The following is a 20,723-nucleotide window of genomic DNA, read 5'->3' on the forward strand; positions in this document are numbered from 1 at the left end:
GGGGTATAGCGTCGTGGACAGTCATTCATCTGCCCTCTGTTTCAACCTTTAGCCGAAAACAAAAACCCCCGCCATTTCTGACGAGGGTTTTCTTTGAATGAGGAAGCTGACCGTTAAGCCGGGTTCTGTCGTGGACAGTCATTCATCTAGGCCAGCAATCGCTCACTGGCTCAAGCAGCCTACCCGGGTTCAGTACGGGCCGTACCTTATGAACCCCTATTTGGCCTTGCTCCGGGTGGAGTTTACCGTGCCGCGAACTGTTACCAGACGCGCGGTGCGCTCTTACCGCACCCTTTCACCCTTACCTGATCCCACTTGCGTGGGCCATCGGCGGTTTGCTCTCTGTTGCACTGGTCGTGGGCTTGCGCCCCCCAGGCGTTACCTGGCACCCTGCCCTATGGAGCCCGGACTTTCCTCCCCTCCGCCCGTCTCCCCCAAAGAGGACGACGACGAAGCGGCGACTGTCTGGTCAGCTTCGGCGCGAAGTATAGAGGGTTTACCGACGGTTGTCATCCTTCTGTCGCCATCCCAACCTGCAATGTCGCCGCAATATTACGCGACGCATGATAAATATTGTCCGCCGCGCCGCGAAACGCCTCTTCGAGCGTCGTTACGCTGGTCAGCACGCTAAACACCGCATCAATCCCATACTGGTGAACCACGCCGACGTCCCGGGTCAGACTACCGGCAATGCCAATTACCGGCTTATGATACTTTTTCGCCACGTTCGCCACGCCAACCGGCACTTTACCGTTAATACTCTGGCTATCCAGCCGGCCTTCACCGGTCACCACTAGCGAACAATCGAGGATATGCTCTTCCAGATTCAGCGCCTGGGTCACGATTTCAATCCCGCTGCGTAATTCAGCGTTCAGGAACGCCATCAGCGCTGCGCCCATACCGCCCGCCGCGCCCGCGCCGGCAACCTGCTTCACATCGACATGCAGATCGGCCTTAATAACGTCCGCATAGTGCGCCAGGTTGCTGTCCAGCTCGCGGATCATCGCTTCGGTAGCCCCTTTCTGCGGACCAAATATCCTTGATGCGCCGGTATCGCCAATCAGCGGATTGGTGACATCGCAGGCGACCCGAATAGCGCAATCATGCAGTCGCGCATCAAGACCGGAGAGATCTATCGAATTGAGGCTACACAGACTACCGCCGCCGTTGCCAATCTCCACGCCATTGGCATCGCAGAGACGCGCGCCCAGCGCCTGAACCATCCCCGCGCCGCCGTCATTGGTGGCGCTGCCGCCAATGCCAATGATGATATTTTTCGCCCCATGATCCAGCGCCTGCAAAATCAGCTCGCCGGTACCGCGCGACGTCGTCAATAGCGGGTTACGCTGAGCGGGCGGCACCAGCCCCAGCCCGCTGGCCGCAGCCATTTCGATAAACGCGGTTTTGCCGTCGCCGGAGAGCCCCCAGCAGGCATCAACCGGAACACCCAGCGGCCCCGTCACGCAGGCGCTCATTTCGGTTCCCTGCGTCGCGGCAATCATCGCCTCAACGGTACCTTCTCCGCCATCGGCGAGAGGAACCTTCACGTAGAGCGCATCGGGGAAAATTTCCCGAAAACCTTTTTCTATAGCCTGAGCAACCTCAGTGGCCGAGAGGCTTTCTTTATAAGAGTCTGGGGCGATTACGATTTTCATAGTTATGTAGCCTGACAGTGCCGCGCGAGGCAAGAATTACAGGGCGCGCATCCGCGCCCTTCTTGTTAGCGAGTGACTTCCACTTTCGCCAGTTTTTCGTAGTAGCATGCAAGCGCGCTGTGGTCGGCGGTACCCAGACCGTCGGCGCGCAGCGCCTGCATCATCTCCATCACCGCGGCGGTCAGCGGCAGCTGGGCGCCCACGCCGTGAGAAGTGTCCAGCGCATTCGCCAGATCTTTGATATGCAGATCGATACGGAAACCCGGCTTGAAGTTGCGGTCCATCACCATTGGCGCTTTGGCATCCAGTACGGTACTCCCGGCCAGCCCGCCGCGGATGGCCTGATATACCAGATCCGGGTTCACGCCCGCTTTGGTCGCCAGCGTCAGCGCTTCGGACATCGCCGCAATGTTCAGCGCCACGATCACCTGGTTGGCCAGCTTGGTCACGTTGCCCGCGCCGATCTCGCCGGTATGCACCACCGAACCCGCCATCGCTTTCAGCAGATCGTAATATTTGTCGAAAATCGCTTTATCCCCGCCCACCATCACCGACAGCGTACCGTCGATGGCCTTCGGTTCGCCGCCGCTGACCGGCGCATCCAGCATATCGACGCCTTTCGCTTTCAGCGCTTCGCTGATTTCGCGGCTCGCCAGCGGCGCGATGGAGCTCATATCGATCAGCACGGTGCCCGGCTTCGCGCCTTCAATAATGCCGCCTTCACCCAACGCCACCTCTTTCACGTGCGGGGAGTTCGGCAGCATGGTGATGATCACATCGCACTGCTCGGCAATCGCTTTCGCTGACGCGGCGGTTTCTGCGCCTGCGGCAATCACTTCGGCAATCGCTTCCGGGTTACGGTCAGCAACCACCAACGAGTAACCTGCCTTGAGGAGGTTTTTACTCATTGGTTTACCCATGATACCGAGGCCAATAAAACCAACTTTCATTGTCATGTCTTTATCTCTCTAGTTTCGGTGGTGGTTATTTCTTAAAGGAGTCAGCCAGCTTCTGCGTGGCAGAACGGAAAACGCCCAGGTCGCTGCCGACGGCAACAAAGGTCGCGCCCCATTCCAGATAGCGGCGCGCGTCGGCTTCAACCGGCGCCAGAATGCCGCTCGGCTTACCGTGCTTTTTCGCGCTGGCAAAAATGTGCTGGATAGCTTTCTGCACTTCCGGATGGGAAGCATTGCCCAGATGGCCCAGCGCAGCGGCCAGATCGCTTGGGCCAACAAAAATACCGTCAACGCCCGTCGTGGCGGCTATCGCATCAACGTTATCCACGCCCTGCTGGCTCTCGATTTGCACGAGGATGGTGATGTTGTTGTTCGACTGCGCGAAGTAATCCGGCACGGTGCCAAACATATTGGCGCGGTGCGAGACGGATACACCGCGAATGCCTTCTGGCGGATAGCGGGTTGAGGCGACGGCGTTAACCGCCTGCTCTTCCGTTTCGACAAACGGAATCAGGAAGTTATAAAAACCGATATCCAGCAGACGCTTAATAATCACCGGCTCATTGGTCGGTACGCGAACGACCGGCGCGCTGGCGCTGCCTTTCAGCGCCATCAGCTGCGGGATAAAGGTTGAGATGTCGTTCGGCGCATGTTCGCCGTCCAGTACCAGCCAGTCGAAACCTGCCAGACCTAAAACTTCGGTGCTAATCGGGCTCGCCAGCGCGGACCAGCAGCCAATCTGAACCTGATGCGCCGCCAGGGCCGCCTTAAATTTGTTCGGGAAGATATCGTTGTTCATCGTTTATACCTTGTCACTTAACCGTTAATTATTTCTGCAGTTCCATGCGTTTGATGTCGCCGACCACAAACAGATAGCAAACCATCGCCATCAGGGCTGAGCATCCGACGAAGACCAGCGCTGCGTTGAATGAGTGCAGCTCGCTCACCAGGTAACCGATAACCAGCGGGGTTACGATGGAAGCGACGTTACCAAATACGTTAAAGACGCCGCCGCACAGGCCGACAATCTCTTTCGGCGCGGTATCGGAAATCACCGGCCAGCCCAGCGCGCCGAACCCTTTACCGAAGAAAGCCAGCGCCATCAGGGTCACCACCAGCGCGGTGTTATCGGTGTAGTTACACAGAATGATGGTGGAAGCCAGCAGCATTCCGAGGACGATCGGCAGCTTACGCGCCACGGTGATGGAAAAACCGCGTTTAATCAGATAGTCGGAGAACACCCCGCCCAGTACGCCGCCGGCAAAACCGCACAGCGCCGGAATCGATGCGACCAGACCCACTTTCAGAATCGACATGCCCTTTTCCTGCACCAGATAAATCGGGAACCAGGTGAGGAAGAACCAGGTGATGGTATTGATAAAATATTGGCCGAAGAATACGCCCAGCATCATGCGGTTGGTCAACAGCTGCTTGATATAGTGCAGTTTAGGTCCGCTGGCCGCCGTGCTGCCGGGCTTTTTATGGTCCATATCAACGACGGCGCCGTTCTCGGAGATAAACTTCAGCTCCTCCTGCGTCATGCGCGGATGGTCGGTGGGGTTATGGATCAGTTTTACCCACAGGCCGGTCAGCACAAAGCCAATCACGCCCATGACGGTGAAGACATGCTCCCAACCCCAGGCGAAGGTCAGCCAGCCCAGCAGCGGCGAGAACAGCGCCAGGGAGAAATACTGCGCGGAGTTAAAGATCGCCGATGCGGTCCCGCGCTCTTTCGTCGGAAACCACGCCGCGACGATACGGGCGTTTGCCGGGAAAGATGGCGCTTCAGAGAAACCCAGCATAAAGCGCATAAAAAACATTGAGATACCCGCCCACGCCAGTGGAAACATATCCACAAAGCCTTGCAGGAAGGTAAACAGCGACCAGAAGAACAGGCTGTAAGAGTAGACTTTCTTCGAGCCAAATTTATCGAGCAGCCAGCCGCCGGGGATCTGCATCAGCAGGTAGGCCCAGCCGAAAGCGGAGAAAATATAGCCCATCGAGACCGCGCTCAGCTGCAGCTCTTTCGCCACCTCTGTACCGGCGATCGAGAGCGTCGCCCGGTCGGCATAGTTAACGGCGGTAACAATGAAAATGATCAACAGAATTAAATATCGAGTTGGCACTTCCCTTTTCTGTTCTATCGTTGCATCCAGACTCATCTAATATTCCTCAGGTACAACACACCTTCCATTATTTATTTTGGCGTGATTCTTCATTATTCAGAAATCAATATCAGGAGGTATCGATTTACTTATCCGGCGCATTGCAAGCATGACTCAGTATAATCAGCTTGCGAGCGTTAAACACTGTGCATATAACCTGTAAATGGCGTTTAATTATCGTTATTGTTGTGCAAATGCAATAATCAGTGGGCGCTGTTCCACAGTTCCAGCGATTTCCCTCTTTAACGTATTCGCCCGCGCAGCAATGGGTGATTTAGATCACATTTTCAGATTCAAACACCTGACATTCTCTATTTCACAAATCTGCACATCAGAAATTGAATATACCCTAAATATTTCGAGTTGCATGAAGGCGGCAGCGCAGGGAATCCCCAGGAGCTTACTAAAGTAAGTGACTGAGGTGAGCGAGGAAAGCCAACGCACATGCAGCTTGAAATATGACGGATATAAACGTTTTATTTTATTATTCGCACCTTGCTGGAGAATACTGGACAATGGCTGATATTGAAATTAGACAAGAATCGCCAACGGCGTTTTATATAAAAGTAGACGAAACGGATAACGTGGCGATTATTGTTAACGATCGAGGTTTAAAGGCCGGAACGCGTTTCCCTGACGGGCTCACGCTCGTTGAACATATCCCGCAAGGCCATAAAGTCGCGCTGGTCGATATTCCCGTCCACGGTGAAATCATCCGCTATGGCGAAGTGATTGGCTATGCGGTACGCGATATTCCGCAGGGCAGCTGGATTGACGAATCGCTGGTCGAACTACCGAAAGCGCCGCCGCTGCATACCCTACCGCTGGCGACCAAAGCCCCGGCGCCGCTGCCGCCGCTGGAAGGCTATACCTTCGAAGGCTATCGCAACGCCGACGGTAGCGTGGGCACCAAAAACCTGCTCGGCATTAGCACCAGCGTGCACTGCGTGGCGGGCGTCGTCGATTATGTGGTGAAAATTATCGAACGCGATCTGCTGCCGAAGTATCCCAACGTCGATGGCGTTGTGGGTCTGAACCACCTGTATGGCTGCGGCGTGGCGATTAACGCCCCGGCGGCGGTCGTCCCGATCCGCACCATTCATAACCTGGCGCTCAATCCAAACTTCGGCGGCGAAGTGATGGTGATTGGCCTTGGCTGCGAAAAACTGCAGCCGGAGCGCCTGCTGGAAGGCACCGACGATGTGAAAAGCATCCCCGTGGATAGCGCCAGCATCGTCAGCCTGCAGGATGAGAAGCACGTCGGTTTTAAATCCATGGTGGATGACATTCTGCAGGTCGCCGAGCGCCACCTGGAGAAGCTGAACCAGCGCCAGCGTGAAACCTGCCCGGCCTCCGAGCTGGTTGTCGGTATGCAGTGCGGCGGCAGCGATGCGTTTTCTGGCGTCACCGCCAACCCGGCGGTGGGCTACGCGTCCGATCTGCTGGTGCGCTGCGGGGCGACCGTTATGTTCTCGGAAGTCACCGAAGTGCGCGATGCGATCCATTTGCTGACGCCGCGCGCCATCAACGAAGAAGTCGGAAAACGCCTGCTGGAGGAGATGGCCTGGTACGATAACTATCTCGATATGGGCAAAACCGACCGCAGCGCCAACCCCTCCCCGGGCAACAAGAAAGGCGGCCTGGCGAACGTCGTCGAGAAAGCGCTGGGCTCTATCGCTAAATCCGGGAAGAGCGCGATTGCCGAAGTGCTCTCTCCGGGGCAGCGCCCGACCAAACGCGGGCTGATTTACGCCGCGACGCCGGCGAGCGACTTTGTCTGCGGTACTCAGCAGGTGGCTTCCGGGATCACGGTGCAGGTCTTTACTACCGGTCGCGGTACGCCGTACGGCCTGGTCGCCGTGCCGGTCATAAAAATGGCGACGCGTACCGAGCTGGCAAACCGCTGGTATGACTTAATGGATATCAACGCGGGAACCATCGCCACCGGAGAAGAAACCATCGAAGAGGTAGGGCTGAAGTTGTTTGAATTTATTCTTGATGTCGCCAGCGGCCGCAAGAAGACCTTCTCGGATCAGTGGGGATTGCACAATCAGCTGGCGGTGTTTAACCCGGCGCCGGTGACGTGATAATCCTTAGCAGAAAAGTCGGGCGGCGGTGAATGAGCATCGCCCCCGGCGTATCAATATTTACGCATTCACCAGAATGACTTCAACGCCGCCCTTACGCAGCCCCTCCAGGCTTTCTGGCGGGATACCATCATCAACGATGATGGTATCGATCCGCTGAGTGTCGACGATCTTATGCAAGCTGGAACGGTTGAATTTTGTCGAGTCGGTGACCACGATAATGCGCTCCGCAACCTCACACATCCGACGATTTAGTCTGGCCTCGTCTTCATTATGGGTGCTGACGCCCCGCTCCAGATCGATCGCATCAACACCGAGAAACAGCATATCAAAGTGGTAATTTTGCAACGACTGTTCTGCCTGGTCGCCATAGAACGAAAGCGATTGACGACGCAAGTGCCCACCGGTCATCAACAGCTCAACACCATCCGCTTCAAGTAATGCATTAGCAACATTCATACCGTTGGTCATAGCAATAACATCAGTATGCTCGCGCAGCAGACGGGCGATCTCATATGTCGTGGTACCGGAATCGAGAATAACGCGATGCCCCGGCCCGATCAGCGCAACAGCAGCTCCGGCGATACGCCGTTTTATCGCCGTATTCAGCGAGCTTTTATCCTCAACAGAAGGCTCTCCGCCGGGGATATTACTGTCGCAAATCAGTGCACCACCATAAGCCCGAACGGCGATCCCCTGCTTTTCTAGAAATGCAAGATCGTTACGGATCGTCACCGTAGAAACGCCGAACAATTCAGAAAGATCGTTCACCTGCACGCTTCCATGCTGCCGCAACCGCTGGATGATCTGCTCTCGTCTTTCGCTGGTACCGGGTACCCGCTTATCTGCAGCATGGTCTGTGTTGCTCATAAGAAATCCTTTAACTAATTCTTTCGTTTTATTTCGTTTTCCTTATTAACGCCTTTCTTTTACCCGAATGCAAGCCCCGCGATAGGTATCTCAGCCCATAAACTCGCCGCAAAACACTTTCATTATGTTTCTTTTGTGAAACAGATCGGAAAACCATTATCTTTCGTTTTATTTTTATAACACCATGATGCAGTATAAAATGAAACAAAACGAAAGATAATTATCATAACCATCCAACCTGGAGAGGAAAGTGAAACATCTGACGACTATGGTGGAACAGCATAAACGGGGGAAAGCAAACGGTATATATGCCGTTTGTTCGGCGCATCCACTAGTTCTGGAGTCTGCAATACGCTACGCACATGCTAACCGAACTCCTCTGCTGATAGAGGCAACCTCCAATCAGGTTGATCAGTTTGGCGGTTATACGGGAATGACCCCAGCTGATTTTCGCCACTTTGTCTGCCAACTGGCCAACTCGCTTGATTTCCCCGAAGAGCAGTTAATTCTGGGCGGCGACCATCTCGGCCCAAATCGTTGGCAGCATCTGCCAGCAGAGCAGGCGATGGCCAATGCTGACGGTTTGATCAAAAGCTACGTGGCTTCTGGATTTAAAAAAATCCATCTTGATTGCAGCATGTCCTGTCAGGGCGATCCGGTTCCGCTAACCGATGCTATCGTCGCTGAACGTGCTGCACGTCTGGCAAAGATTGCCGAGGAAACCTGCGTGGAGCAGTTCGGCGAATCGGATCTCGTCTACGTCATTGGCACCGAAGTGCCTGTACCAGGCGGTGCCCACGAAACATTAGCCGAGCTAGAGGTCACTACACCCGATGCGGCACGCGCCACGCTGAAAGCCCATCGCCATGCGTTTGAAAAACTGGGTCTGGATACCATCTGGTCCCGCATCATTGCCCTGGTTGTGCAACCCGGCGTCGAGTTCGATCATACGCACATCATAGATTACCAACCGCAAAAAGCCGTCGCTCTGAGCAAAATGGTTGAAGCTTACGACACGTTGGTATTCGAAGCACACTCCACGGATTACCAGACGCCGCAATCTTTGCGCCAGCTAGTGAAAGATCACTTCGCCATTCTGAAAGTTGGTCCGGCGTTGACTTTCGCCCTGCGCGAAGCGCTGTTCTCGCTAGCAGCCATTGAGGAGGAGCTGTTGCCGGCCAAAGCCTGTTCTGGCCTGCGTCACGTACTTGAGAGCGTAATGCTAGATCGCCCGGAATACTGGCAAAGCCACTATCACGGCGATGGCAACGCACGTCGTCTGGCCCGCGGCTACAGCTATTCCGATCGCGTTCGTTATTACTGGCCGGACAGCCAGATTGATGACGCATTCGAAAGATTGGTTCGCAATCTGGCGGGTGAGCCAATCCCGCTACCGCTTATCAGCCAGTATTTACCTTTGCAGTACGTAAAAGTACGCGAGGGAGATCTCAGTGCCACGCCGCGGGAACTCATCATGAGCCACATTCAGGACATACTGCAGCAGTACCATGCCGCCTGTCAGGGCGTTACTTCCATAACGGATAACAACTAAGAGGAAAACGCTATGCCAAATATCGTACTGAGTCGTATTGACGAAAGACTCATCCATGGCCAGGTAGGCGTACAGTGGGTCGGATTTGCGGGGGCAAATCTGGTACTGGTCGCTAATGATGAAGTCGCTGAAGACACCGTGCAGCAGAATCTGATGGAAATGGTTTTGGCCGAAGGGATTGCCGTACGTTTCTGGTCGCTGCAAAAAACGATCGATAACATTCACCGCGCCGCCGACCGGCAGAAAATTTTACTGGTATGCAGAACACCGACTGATTTTCTCAAGCTGGTCGAAGGCGGTGTGCCCGTCACACGCATCAATGTGGGAAACATGCATTACGCCGAAGGTAAAAAACAAATTGCCAAAACGGTTTCTGTCGACGCGAACGATATCAGCGCCTTTAACGGTCTGAAAGCGTCCGGAGTGGAATGCTTCGTTCAGGGTGTCCCGACAGAACCTGCTTTGGATCTCTTTAAACTACTTTGAGGGATTCACAATGGAAATTAGTCTGTTGCAGGCTTTTGCATTAGGTATTCTCGCCTTTATTGCCGGCCTCGATATGTTCAACGGTTTAACACACATGCACCGTCCAGTGGTACTTGGGCCGCTGGTTGGTCTGATTCTGGGCGATCTGCATACCGGTATTTTAACCGGCGGCACGCTGGAACTGGTGTGGATGGGTCTGGCGCCGCTGGCTGGCGCTCAGCCGCCTAACGTCATTATTGGCACTATCGTGGGAACAACTTTTGCCATAACCACCGGCGTGAAACCTGACGTGGCTGTAGGGGTCGCCGTACCGTTTGCCGTCGCAGTACAAATGGGCATTACCTTCCTGTTCTCCGTCATGTCCGGCGTGATGTCCCGCTGCGATCGCATGGCCGCAAATGCCGATACAGCAGGTATTGAACGGGTTAACTATCTGGCGCTGCTGGCGCTAGGCATTTTCTACTTCCTTTGCGCTTTCCTGCCAATTTACTTCGGAGCAGAACACGCGAAAACCGCCATTGATGTGCTGCCCGAACGTCTGATTGACGGCCTGGGCGTTGCAGGCGGCATCATGCCCGCTATCGGCTTTGCCGTACTGCTAAAAATCATGCTGAAAAACGTCTATATCCCTTATTTCATCATAGGTTTCGTTGCCGCAGCCTGGCTCAAGCTTCCGGTCCTGGCTATCGCCGCGGCCGCGCTGGCAATGGCGCTGATCGATCTGCTGCGTAAATCTCCCGAACCGACTAAACCAGCGGCACAGAAAGAGGAATTCGAAGATGGCATCTAACCAACATACCTTGTCGAATACGACTGAAAATGAAGAAACGCTGCTCACCGGGGTGAATGAAAACGTCTATGAAGATCAGAATATTGGCGCCGATCTCACTAAAAAAGACATTAACCGCGTGGCCTGGCGTTCCATGCTGCTGCAGGCTTCTTTTAACTATGAGCGTATGCAGGCATCTGGTTGGCTATACGGTCTGCTACCCGCGTTGAAAAAGATCCATACCAACAAACGCGATTTGGCCCGAGCCATGAAAGGCCATATGGGATTCTTTAATACCCATCCTTTCCTGGTGACGTTTGTTATTGGCATCATTCTGGCAATGGAACGCTCCAAGCAGGATGTCAACAGCATCCAAAGCACCAAAATCGCCGTTGGCGCACCGCTCGGTGGGATTGGCGATGCCATGTTCTGGCTGACGCTGTTGCCGATCTGCGGCGGGATAGGAGCCAGCCTGGCGCTGCAAGGCTCTATCCTTGGCGCAATAGTCTTTATCGTGTTGTTTAACGTCGTCCATCTCGGTCTACGCTTTGGTCTGGCGCACTATGCATATCGAATGGGCGTCGCAGCAATTCCGCTTATCAAAGCGAACACAAAGAAAGTGGGTCATGCGGCATCAATCGTTGGGATGACGGTCATTGGGGCGCTGGTAGCAACCTATGTTCGCCTGAATACGACGCTCGAAATCAAGGCCGGCGATGCGGTAGTTAAACTGCAGGCCGACGTTATTGATAAATTGATGCCGGCATTTTTGCCGCTGGTCTATACCCTGACCATGTACTGGCTGGTACGCAGAGGCTGGAGTCCGCTGCGCCTTATTGGCATCACCGTGGTTCTGGGCGTCGTCGGTAAATTCTGTCACTTCCTGTAAAGCAAAAGAGGTCAGAGATGTTAGGTATCATTTTGACGGGGCATGGCGGATTTGCCAGCGGCATGGAAAAAGCGATGAAGCAGATCCTCGGCGAGCAGTCTCACTTTATCGCTATCGATTTTCCTGAGACTTCCACCACCGCGCTGCTTACCTCGCAGCTTGAGCAGGCTGTTGGAGAACTGGACGGCGAAGAAGGCCTCATATTCCTGACCGACCTGCTCGGCGGGACGCCATTCCGCGTTGCATCAACACTGGCGATGCAAAAAACCGGCCGTGAAGTGATTACCGGCACCAACCTGCAGCTACTGCTGGAAATGGTGCTGGATCGCGATGAACTCAGCGGCGAGGCGTTTCGCATACAGGCCCTGGAGTGCGGGCACCGTGGCTTGACCAGTCTGGTGGACGAGCTAGGACGCTGTCGCGAAGAGAGCACCGCCGAGGAAGGGATATGACACAAATTCTGCGCGCCAGACGTCTGCTGACGGAACAAGGCTGGCTGGACGATCATCAACTGCGTATTGAAGAGGGTGTCATTACGGCAATAGAGCCTATCTCCATGGGAACCATGCTCCGTGATGCTGAGCTACTCGCTCCCGCTTACATCGATACTCACGTCCACGGTGGCGCCGGGGTCGATGTGATGGACGATGCTCCGGATGTACTTGATAAACTAGCCATGCACAAAGCACGTGAAGGGGTTACCGGCTGGCTCCCCACCACCGTTACGGCTCCGTTAGAGACGATACACCGAGTGCTGGCGCGTATAGCGCAACGCTGCTATTCCGGAGGTCCCGGAGCGCAGGTGCTGGGAAGCTATCTGGAAGGTCCTTATTTTACGCCGCAGAACAAAGGCGCTCATCCTGCGGAATGGTTCCGCGAACTGGATCTCGCAGAACTGGATGAAATGATAGCCATTTCTCGCGATACCCTGCGCGTGGTTGCGCTGGCACCGGAAAAAACCGGAGCACTTCAGGCGATTAACCATCTGAAGCATCGAGGTCTGCGGGTAATGTTGGGGCATAGCGCGGCGACCTGCGAGCAAACCCGGAGCGCTTTTGATGCCGGTGCGGACGGGCTGGTGCATTGCTATAACGGTATGACGGGATTACACCATAGGGAACCGGGCATGGTTGGCGCAGGGTTAACCGACGCACGTGCATGGCTGGAACTTATCGCCGACGGACACCACGTTCACCCCACTGCCATGAAGCTATGCTGCTGCTGCGCGCAAGACCGGATAGTACTAATTACCGATGCGATGCAGGCCGCGGGAATGCCTGACGGGAGCTATACCTTATGCGGCCAAAAGGTAGAGATGCGTGGTGGTATTGTGCGGACCGCTTCCGGTAGTCTGGCGGGCAGTACGCTTTCGGTAGATGCGGCAGTTCGTAATATGGTCGAACTCACCGGTATCTCCCCTGAGAATGCTATCCATATGGCTTCACTACATCCAGCCCGTCTGCTGGGAATCGACCATCAGTTAGGTTCGCTAAAGGCCGGTAAACGCGCCAGCGCCATCGCCCTCAACGGTGGACTGCATTTACAAGGGATATGGATTCAGGGCCAGGTTTTCCCTCTATAGCCCTTCATTAAACGTCATAGTGGCCTTCGACTTACGATCGCAAGGCCTTTACTTTCTTTTCCTTTCGTAAAACAAAACTCTCACGTTGCTTTCATGGGATTTATTATCCATTTATCAATTACATATATAAAACCCCTGCTCCCTCGATCACAAATTTCGTTTTATTTCATTTTGCATCATTGAACTTTCGATTTCTTTCCTATAAATTTTAATCAATCGATCACATGAACAAGTGAAACAAAACGAAAGATAGCGACAATTTGCCAGCGTCTGATGTGGAGTTCACAAGATAAGGACTTACGTTATGTCAGAAATTTATACCCCTGCTGCCGCGGCGACCGGAACCTGGACAGAAGAAGAGATTCGTCAGCAGCCTGTCTGTTGGATGCACTCACTGAAAAACATCGACAATATTCGTCCGGCGATCGACAACTTTCTCACGCCACTGCTGCATAAAAACGATCTGCGGATCATCCTGACCGGAGCTGGCACTTCGGCATTTATCGGCGAAATCATCGCTCCATGGCTTGCTAATCACAGCGCAAAAAACATTAGCGCGGTACCAACTACCGATCTGGTTACCAATCCGATGGATTACCTGAACCCGGCGCATCCGCTACTGCTGGTCTCCTTCGCCCGTTCCGGCAACAGCCCGGAGAGCGTAGCCGCCGTTGAGCTGGCAAACCAGTTCGTCCCGGAGTGCTATCACCTTTCAATTACCTGCAACGAAGCGGGTAGCCTTTATCAAAACGCTCTTGAGAATGGGAACGCCTTTGCGCTATTGATGCCAGCAGAAACGCACGATCGCGGCTTTGCGATGACCAGCAGTATTACCACAATGATGGCCAGTTGCCTGGCGGCCTTTGCGCCAGAAGTTATTAACAGCCAGACATTCCGCGATGTGGCCGATCGCTGCCACGCAATACTGACCTCACTCGGCGATTTCAGCCACGGCGTATTTGGCAGCGAGCCCTGGAAGCGGATCGTTTATCTCGGCAGCGGTGGGTTACAGGGCGCTGCGCGTGAATCGGCGTTAAAGGTCCTGGAGCTAACGGCGGGTAAGCTGGCAGCGTTCTATGACTCACCGACCGGTTTCCGCCATGGACCAAAATCACTGGTCGATAACGAAACGCTGGTTGTGGTGTATATATCTAGCCACCCTTACACCCGCCAATACGATCTCGACCTGCTGGCAGAACTACGGCGCGATCGGCAGGCCATGCGTGTGGTGGCCATCGCCGCGGAGAGCGATGCCGTTATTGAAGCTGGCCCACATATTCTTCTGCCGCCAGCGCGTCACTTCGTAGATGTAGAACTGGCCTTCTGCTTCCTGATGTACGCCCAGGTATTCGCACTTACGCAGTCGATCGCCGTAGGAAATACGCCAGATACCCCCTCCGCCAGCGGCACGGTTAACCGCGTAGTGCAGGGCGTCGTTATTCATCCATGGCTGGCTTAAGAGGATCCGATCATGAGCATTATTTCTACCAAGTATCTCCTGCAGGATGCCCAGGCAAAAGGCTACGCGGTACCCGCGTTCAACATCCATAACGCCGAAACGATCCAAGCGATTCTGGAAGTGTGCAGCGAAATGCAATCACCCGTGATCCTCGCCGGAACCCCGGGTACTTTTAAGCATATTGCGCTGGAGGAGATCTACGCGCTATGCCGCGCCTACTCCACCAGTTTCGGCATTCCGCTGGCTCTGCATCTCGATCACCATGAATCGCTGGAAGATATTCGCCGGAAAGTGGACGCAGGCGTACGCAGCGCCATGATCGACGGCAGCCACTTCCCGTTTGAAGAGAATGTGAAACTGGTAAAATCGGTGGTGGATTTTTGCCATGCCCGCGACTGTAGCGTAGAAGCTGAACTCGGACGCCTGGGTGGAGTAGAAGACGACATGAGTGTGGATGCGGAAAGCGCGTTTTTGACCGATCCGCAGGAAGCCAAACGTTTTATTGAGCTAACGGGCGTAGATAGCCTGGCCGTAGCGATTGGTACGGCTCATGGCCTTTACACCAAAAAACCCAAAATCGACTTCCAGCGTCTGGCGGAAATCCGTGAAGTGGTGGATATTCCGCTGGTACTCCATGGCGCAAGCGATGTGCCTGATGAGTATGTTCGCCGCACCATCGAACTGGGTGTGTGCAAAGTCAATGTCGCTACTGAACTGAAAATCGCCTTTGCTGCTGCGGTGAAAAAATGGTTTGCCGAAAACCCGCAAGGTAACGATCCGCGTTATTACATGCGCGTTGGCATGAACGCGATGAAAGAGGTGGTACGCAGTAAGATCGCCGTATGCGGGTCAGCCAACCGCCTTTTACAAATCGCCGAAGCCTGAGTGTAGCCAGCCTCCCCCTTACCAAAGCGTTAACCCAATGGAGGCTAACGCTGCTTACCTCTGAAAAAAAACGAAAACAAGGACTTTTCTCATGAAAAAAACGCTCAATGTTTCGTTACTGGCTCTGCTTATTTCCAACGGGGCTTTCGCCGCCCAATATGCACTGGACAGCAAATACCTTGCCGTTTCATTTAACGATGCGAATTCTGTGATGGCGCTTAAAGACGTTAAATCACAGCATCAGCTTTCACCCGAAGAGCTTTTCTTTCTTACTCTTCCGGATGAAACGGTCATTCACGCCGCTGACTTTAAAATAAAGCATGTAGATAAGAAAGATAACACCATTATCATTGATTATGCTCATCCGGATTTTAACGTCGAGGTAAAACTGAATCTGGTTAAAGATAAATACGCCAGCATTGATTATACGATTACCGCCCTCGGGAAGGCGCAAGAGGTCTCTAAAATCACGTTTTTCCCCACCAGAAAACAGTCACAAGCCCCGTGGGTAGAAGGCTCAATAAATAGCTCGCCGATTATTGCTGATTCATTTTTTATATTGCCGAATAAACCCGTAGTGAACACCTGGGCTTATGAAGCAACCACCAATCTTAATGTTGAACTAAAAACACCTTTACAGCCAGGCACCGCCGTTAGCTATACCACCTGGTTCGGTACATTCCCGGAAATCAACCAGCTACGCCGAAGCGTCAACCAGTTTATCAATGCGGTTCGCCCGCGGCCCTATAAGCCCTATCTGCACTACAACAGCTGGATGGATATTGGATTCTTTACCACCTATACCGAACCCGAAGTTCTACAGCGTATGGATGAATGGAATAAGGAATTCATTACCGGACGCGGTGTAATGCTGGATGCCTTCCTGTTAGATGATGGCTGGGATGATCGGACCGGAAGATGGTTATTTGGTCCGGCTTTTAGCAACGGATTCAGTAAGGTAAGAGAAAAAGCCGATAGCTTGCATAGTTCAATCGGACTCTGGCTTTCTCCCTGGGGCGGATATAACAAGCCGCGGGATATTCGCGTATCCCATGCTAAAGAATATGGCTTCGAAACCGTCGATGGAAAATTTGCGCTCTCCGGCCCTAACTATTTTAAAAACTTTAATGCACAGATTATTAATTTAATTAAAGAAGAGCATATCACTTCATTTAAACTGGATGGTATGGGGAACGCAAATTCACATATTAAAGGTAGTGAGTTCGCATCTGACTTCGATGCGTCAATTGCCCTACTTCATAATATGCGTAGCGCCAACCCAAATCAGTTTATTAATTTAACCACCGGGACCAACGCCAGCCCCTCATGGCTTTTCTATGCTGACGCTATCTGGCGTCAGGGTGATGACATTAATCTCTACGGTCCCGGCACGCCAGTACAGCAATGGATGACTTATCGGGATGCAGAAACCTGGCGCTCTATCGTACGAAAAGGTCCACTATTTCCACTTAACTCACTGATGTACCACGGCATAGTTAGCGCTGAAAACGCCTATTACGGGCTTGAGAAGGTACAAACGGATAGCGACTTTGCCGATCAAGTATGGAGCTATTTCGCTACCGGCACCCAGCTACAAGAGCTTTACATCACACCGTCCATGCTCAATAAAGCGAAATGGGATGTCCTGGCGCAGGCGGCAAAATGGTCCCGCGCTAACGCCGATATATTAGTCGATACCCACTGGGTGGGCGGCGATCCGACTGCGCTGGAAGTGTATGGTTGGGCATCCTGGAGCAAAGAAAAAGCTATCCTGGGGATACGTAACCCATCGGATAAACCGCAGCAATACTATCTCGACCTGACGAAAGCATTTGAGCTTCCGCATGGGGCAACCTCAAACTTCACGTTAAGAAGCATCTACGGGAGCAATTCGACATTCCCTGATAAATACCAGGCCCCAATTGTCGTCACGTTGCAGCCATTACAGATGCTTGTATTCGAAGCAACCCCCGCTAAATAAGGTATTGGCCCGGGCAATCGCCCGGGCATTCTGCTTACCCCTGCTGCTCCAGGGCATACTTATACAGGGCGTTTTTCTTCACGCCGTGGATTTCCGCAGCCAGCGCGGCGGCTTTTTTCAGCGGCAGCTCAGCCTGCAGCAGGGCCAGCGTACGCAGCGCTACCGCCGGCAGCGCCTCTTCCTGCGCTTTAAAACCTTCTACGATCAGCACCATCTCGCCTTTACGGCGATTTTCGTCCTCTTTCACCCATGCCAGCAGCTCGCCGATCGGCGCTCCGTGAATCGATTCCCAGGTTTTGGTCAGCTCACGCGCCAACACCACGTAGCGGGACTCCCCCAGCACAGCGCAGATATCCTCCAGGCTTTCCAGCAGACGGTGGGTAGACTCATAAAAAATAATCGTCCGCGGCTCTTCTTCCAGCGCCTTCAGCGTATCGCGACGCCCTTTGGATTTGGCAGGCAAAAAGCCTTCATAGCAGAAGCGATCCGAAGGCAGACCCGCCGCGCTCAGCGCCGCAATCGCCGCACAGGGGCCGGGCAGAGGCACCACGCGAATATTAGCTTCACGGCAGGTGCGCACCAGATGATAGCCGGGATCGTTAATCAGCGGCGTTCCGGCGTCGGAAACCAGCGCGATGTTTTGCCCCGCTTTAAGCTTCGCGACCAGCGTTTCCGCCTTTTGCTGCTCGTTGTGGTCATGAAGCGCGAATAAACGGGCGTTGATCGCAAAATGCTGCAGCAGCAAACCGGTATGGCGGGTATCTTCCGCTGCAACTAAATCAACGGCTTGCAACACTTCCAGCGCGCGTTGCGTGATATCAGACAGATTCCCTATCGGAGTGGGCACAATATAGAGCTGTCCCTGAGAATTATCTGCTGATTCGTGTTGTTTCATTGTCTCGTCCGTATTGCCGAATTAATATTGAGCATTGAGCCAAAAAAATATCACTGGACACATATGGTACCGTCAACATTTCTTCGTTCTAAACCCGTGCGTTGTCTGCCCGTACTGCTGGCCGCGCTGATCTTTGCCGGCTGCGGTACCCATACTCCGGATCAAAGTACGGCGTATTTGCAGGGTACGGCTCAGGCAGACTCCAGTTACTATCTGCAACAGATGCAGCAAAGCACGAATGATAGCAAGACCAACTGGCAATTACTCGCCATTCGTGCACTGCTGAAGGAAGGTAAGAAACCGCAGGCGATCGACCTGTTCAACCAGCTACCGTCTAATCTCAACGGTGCGCAAAGCCGCGAAAGGTCGCTGCTGGCGGTGGAAGTGAAGCTGGCGCAGAACGATTTCCAGGGCGCGCAGACGCTGCTCAGCAAGCTCGACCCGGCAAGCCTTGAGGAGAACCAGCTGCCCCGCTACTGGCAGGCGCAAATTGACGCCAGCCAGGGTCAACCTTCGCTGAACCTGTTGCGGGCCCTAATTGCCCAACAGTCGCTGTTAAGCCTGCCTGCGCAAAAGCAGAAAAACATCGACGCGACCTGGAAAGCGCTCACCGCCATGACCAAAGATCAGGCCAACGCGCTGGTCATTAACGCCGATGAGAACGTCCTGCAGGGCTGGCTGGATCTGCAGCGCATGTGGTTTGATAACCGCAGCGATCCGACGATGCTCAAGGCGGGAGTGAAAGACTGGCAGACTCGCTACCCGCAAAATCCGGGGGCGAAAATGCTGCCGACGCAGCTAGTGAATATGCAGAACTACCAGGCCGCATCGACCAATAAAATCGCCCTGCTGCTGCCGTTAAACGGCCAGGCGGCGATTTTTGGCCGCACGATCCAGCAGGGCTTTGAAGCGGCGAAGAACGGCGCGCCTGCCGTTGCAGGAAGCGCAGTACCCGCCCAGGTCGCCCAGGCGGCGAACGTTGCCGAAAGCGCCGTAGTCAGCCCATCGCAGGCGGAGGTCACCGATCTGACGACCACCAATAACGCTCAGACCCCGGTCCAGGCGCCAGCGGCCGACCAGGCGCAAACCGCGGCGCCGGTCACCGCGCCGGCGGCAGTACAAGCCCCGACGCCGGAGGCCACCAGCCAGCCGGCGGAAGCGCCGCAGGCTCAGGCAGTCGCCGCAACGCCAGCCAACCCTTCCGCAGAACTGAAAATCTACGACACCACCGCTCAGCCAATGAGCCAGCTGCTGGCCCAAGTGCAGCAGGATGGCGCGACCATCGTCGTAGGTCCGCTGCTGAAAGATAATGTCGAAGATGTCATCAAGAGCAATACCTCGCTGAACGTGCTGGCGCTCAATCAGCCGGAAAAAGTCGAAAGCCGGGCCAATATCTGCTATTTCGCCCTCTCGCCGGAAGACGAAGCCCGCGACGCGGCGCATCACATTCACGATCAGGGCAAACAGACTCCGCTGCTGCTGGTGCCTCGCGGCGCCCTGGGCGATCGGGTGGTTACCGCCTTCGCCAACGAGTGGCTGAAGCTGGGGGGCGGTACCGTCCTGCAACAGCGCCTGGGCTCCACCGCCGAGCTGCGCGGCAGCGTCAACAGCGGTATTTCGCTAAGCGGTACGCCGGTCTCAACCCTGCCGTCAGCGCAGGACAGCGCCCTGAGTAGCCCGAGCGATGTGCCGGTCAGCAGCACCGGCGGCGTCGACGCCGCGTATATCCTGGCCACGCCGGAACAAATCGCTTACATCAAACCGATGATCGCCCTGCGTAACGGCAGCCAGAGCGGCGTAACGCTCTACGCCAGCTCCCGCAGCGCCCAGGGGACTTCCGGACCGGACTTCCGTCTGGAGATGGAAGGTCTGCAATATAGCGAGATCCCGATGCTGGCGGGAAGTAATCCTGCCCTGCAGCAGCAGGCGCTGGCCGCCGTTCGTAACGACTACTCGCTGGCGCGCCTGTACGCCATGGGCGCCGACGCCTGGTCCCTTGCCAACCATTTCTCGCAGATGCGCCAGGTTCCCGGCTTTGAGCTGAACGGCAATACCGGCGATCTCACGGCCACGCAGGATTGCGTGATCAACAGGAAACTGTCATGGCTCAAATACCAGGGTGGGCAAATCGTCGCGGCCAACTAAGTAAACAGACCGGCGATGCCTGGGAAACCCAGGCGCGCCGCTGGCTGGAGAGCCAGGGTCTGCGTTTTATCGCCGCCAACGTCCGCGAGCGCGGCGGCGAGATAGACCTCATCATGCGCGACGGCAGCGTCACCGTCTTTGTCGAAGTACGCTATCGTCGCAGCGCAAACTACGGCGATGCCGCCTCCAGCGTGACGCCGCAAAAGCAACAAAGACTGCTCAAAGCCGCGCGTCTGTGGCTCTGCCGACAGAATGGGAGCTTTGAGACTGTGGATTGCCGTTTCGATGTGGTAGCCTTCACCGGAAACGACATCCAATGGCTAAAAAACGCCTTTGGCGAATAGCGT

The 20,723-nt window shown here is 54.6% G+C and carries 18 protein-coding genes and 1 other RNA gene; 12 read left to right on the top strand and 7 right to left on the bottom strand.

The features are described 5' to 3' along the window. Positions 1-98: 98 nt before the first annotated feature. The 5 genes from rnpB to garP all read right to left on the bottom strand — a co-directional run bounded on the left by rnpB (position 99) and on the right by garP (position 4,773). Positions 99-477, bottom strand: an RNA gene (gene rnpB / locus SIK97_RS26605) — RNase P RNA component class A. 32 nt (positions 478-509) lie between these two features. Beyond that, complete coding sequence (gene garK / locus SIK97_RS26610) at positions 510-1,655, bottom strand: glycerate 2-kinase (RefSeq protein WP_057173189.1); 1,146 nt, start codon at positions 1,653-1,655, stop codon at positions 510-512. Positions 1,656-1,720: 65 nt separating this feature from the next. Then, positions 1,721-2,611, bottom strand: a complete 891-nt coding sequence (gene garR, locus SIK97_RS26615) for a 2-hydroxy-3-oxopropionate reductase (RefSeq protein ID WP_004105999.1) — start codon at positions 2,609-2,611, stop codon at positions 1,721-1,723. A gap of 28 nt (positions 2,612-2,639) precedes the next feature. Next, positions 2,640-3,410, bottom strand: coding sequence for a 2-dehydro-3-deoxyglucarate aldolase (garL, locus tag SIK97_RS26620; protein ID WP_014226949.1), 771 nt, complete (start codon positions 3,408-3,410; stop codon positions 2,640-2,642). Between the two features lie 28 nt (positions 3,411-3,438). Then, positions 3,439-4,773 (bottom strand): galactarate/glucarate/glycerate transporter GarP, encoded by a 1,335-nt coding sequence (gene garP / locus SIK97_RS26625; RefSeq protein WP_057173188.1) that lies wholly within the window; start codon positions 4,771-4,773, stop codon positions 3,439-3,441. 518 nt (positions 4,774-5,291) lie between these two features. On the opposite strand from garP, the gene garD reads away from it, so the two are divergent. Further along, a complete protein-coding gene (garD, locus tag SIK97_RS26630; RefSeq protein ID WP_057173187.1) occupies positions 5,292-6,863 on the top strand; it encodes a galactarate dehydratase in 1,572 nt (523 codons plus the stop codon). A gap of 60 nt (positions 6,864-6,923) precedes the next feature. On the opposite strand, the gene SIK97_RS26635 is transcribed toward garD, so the two are convergent. Further along, positions 6,924-7,733 carry a DeoR family transcriptional regulator gene (locus SIK97_RS26635; protein ID WP_057173186.1) on the bottom strand — a complete coding sequence of 270 codons (810 nt, stop codon included), beginning with the start codon at positions 7,731-7,733 and terminating at the stop codon, positions 6,924-6,926. 250 nt (positions 7,734-7,983) lie between these two features. On the opposite strand from SIK97_RS26635, the gene kbaZ reads away from it, so the two are divergent. From kbaZ to SIK97_RS26680, 9 genes are all read left to right on the top strand, one after another. Beyond that, positions 7,984-9,285 (top strand): tagatose-bisphosphate aldolase subunit KbaZ, encoded by a 1,302-nt coding sequence (gene kbaZ, locus SIK97_RS26640; RefSeq protein WP_038423717.1) that lies wholly within the window; start codon positions 7,984-7,986, stop codon positions 9,283-9,285. A gap of 12 nt (positions 9,286-9,297) precedes the next feature. Next, complete coding sequence (agaV, locus tag SIK97_RS26645) at positions 9,298-9,771, top strand: PTS N-acetylgalactosamine transporter subunit IIB (protein ID WP_038423719.1); 474 nt, start codon at positions 9,298-9,300, stop codon at positions 9,769-9,771. 10 nt (positions 9,772-9,781) lie between these two features. Then, positions 9,782-10,561: a PTS N-acetylgalactosamine transporter subunit IIC gene (agaW, locus tag SIK97_RS26650; protein WP_009651887.1), complete on the top strand. Its 780-nt coding sequence runs from the start codon at positions 9,782-9,784 to the stop codon at positions 10,559-10,561. Continuing rightward, positions 10,551-11,429 carry a PTS N-acetylgalactosamine transporter subunit IID gene (agaE, locus tag SIK97_RS26655; protein ID WP_004125554.1) on the top strand — a complete coding sequence of 293 codons (879 nt, stop codon included), beginning with the start codon at positions 10,551-10,553 and terminating at the stop codon, positions 11,427-11,429. The genes agaW and agaE overlap by 11 nt, the downstream gene beginning before the upstream one ends. 17 nt (positions 11,430-11,446) lie before the next feature. Then, positions 11,447-11,881: a PTS galactosamine/N-acetylgalactosamine transporter subunit IIA gene (gene agaF / locus SIK97_RS26660; RefSeq protein ID WP_004125557.1), complete on the top strand. Its 435-nt coding sequence runs from the start codon at positions 11,447-11,449 to the stop codon at positions 11,879-11,881. Continuing rightward, complete coding sequence (gene nagA / locus SIK97_RS26665) at positions 11,878-13,011, top strand: N-acetylglucosamine-6-phosphate deacetylase (RefSeq protein WP_057173185.1); 1,134 nt, start codon at positions 11,878-11,880, stop codon at positions 13,009-13,011. The genes agaF and nagA overlap by 4 nt, the downstream gene beginning before the upstream one ends. 304 nt (positions 13,012-13,315) lie before the next feature. Next, positions 13,316-14,470 (top strand): SIS domain-containing protein, encoded by a 1,155-nt coding sequence (locus SIK97_RS26670; RefSeq protein WP_025108320.1) that lies wholly within the window; start codon positions 13,316-13,318, stop codon positions 14,468-14,470. Between the two features lie 12 nt (positions 14,471-14,482). Continuing rightward, positions 14,483-15,355 (top strand): tagatose-bisphosphate aldolase subunit KbaY, encoded by an 873-nt coding sequence (gene kbaY / locus SIK97_RS26675; protein WP_004125566.1) that lies wholly within the window; start codon positions 14,483-14,485, stop codon positions 15,353-15,355. Positions 15,356-15,446: 91 nt separating this feature from the next. Further along, positions 15,447-17,336, top strand: a complete 1,890-nt coding sequence (locus tag SIK97_RS26680; protein WP_032751456.1) for an enterotoxin — start codon at positions 15,447-15,449, stop codon at positions 17,334-17,336. A gap of 34 nt (positions 17,337-17,370) precedes the next feature. On the opposite strand, the gene rsmI is transcribed toward SIK97_RS26680, so the two are convergent. After that, positions 17,371-18,231: a 16S rRNA (cytidine(1402)-2'-O)-methyltransferase gene (gene rsmI, locus SIK97_RS26685; RefSeq protein ID WP_009651852.1), complete on the bottom strand. Its 861-nt coding sequence runs from the start codon at positions 18,229-18,231 to the stop codon at positions 17,371-17,373. Positions 18,232-18,294: 63 nt separating this feature from the next. On the opposite strand from rsmI, the gene SIK97_RS26690 reads away from it, so the two are divergent. Both SIK97_RS26690 and SIK97_RS26695 read left to right on the top strand, forming a co-directional pair. Then, on the top strand, positions 18,295-20,376 hold the full coding sequence (locus tag SIK97_RS26690) for a penicillin-binding protein activator (RefSeq protein ID WP_057173184.1): 2,082 nt from the start codon (positions 18,295-18,297) through the stop codon (positions 20,374-20,376). Then, positions 20,334-20,720, top strand: a complete 387-nt coding sequence (locus SIK97_RS26695; RefSeq protein ID WP_014226966.1) for a YraN family protein — start codon at positions 20,334-20,336, stop codon at positions 20,718-20,720. Before SIK97_RS26690 ends, SIK97_RS26695 begins: the two co-directional genes overlap by 43 nt. Positions 20,721-20,723: the final 3 nt, after the last annotated feature.

The sequence above is a fragment of the Klebsiella sp. JN_Kp126 genome (assembly GCF_033843325.1).
In the GTDB taxonomy this organism is placed as follows: domain Bacteria; phylum Pseudomonadota; class Gammaproteobacteria; order Enterobacterales; family Enterobacteriaceae; genus Klebsiella; species Klebsiella michiganensis.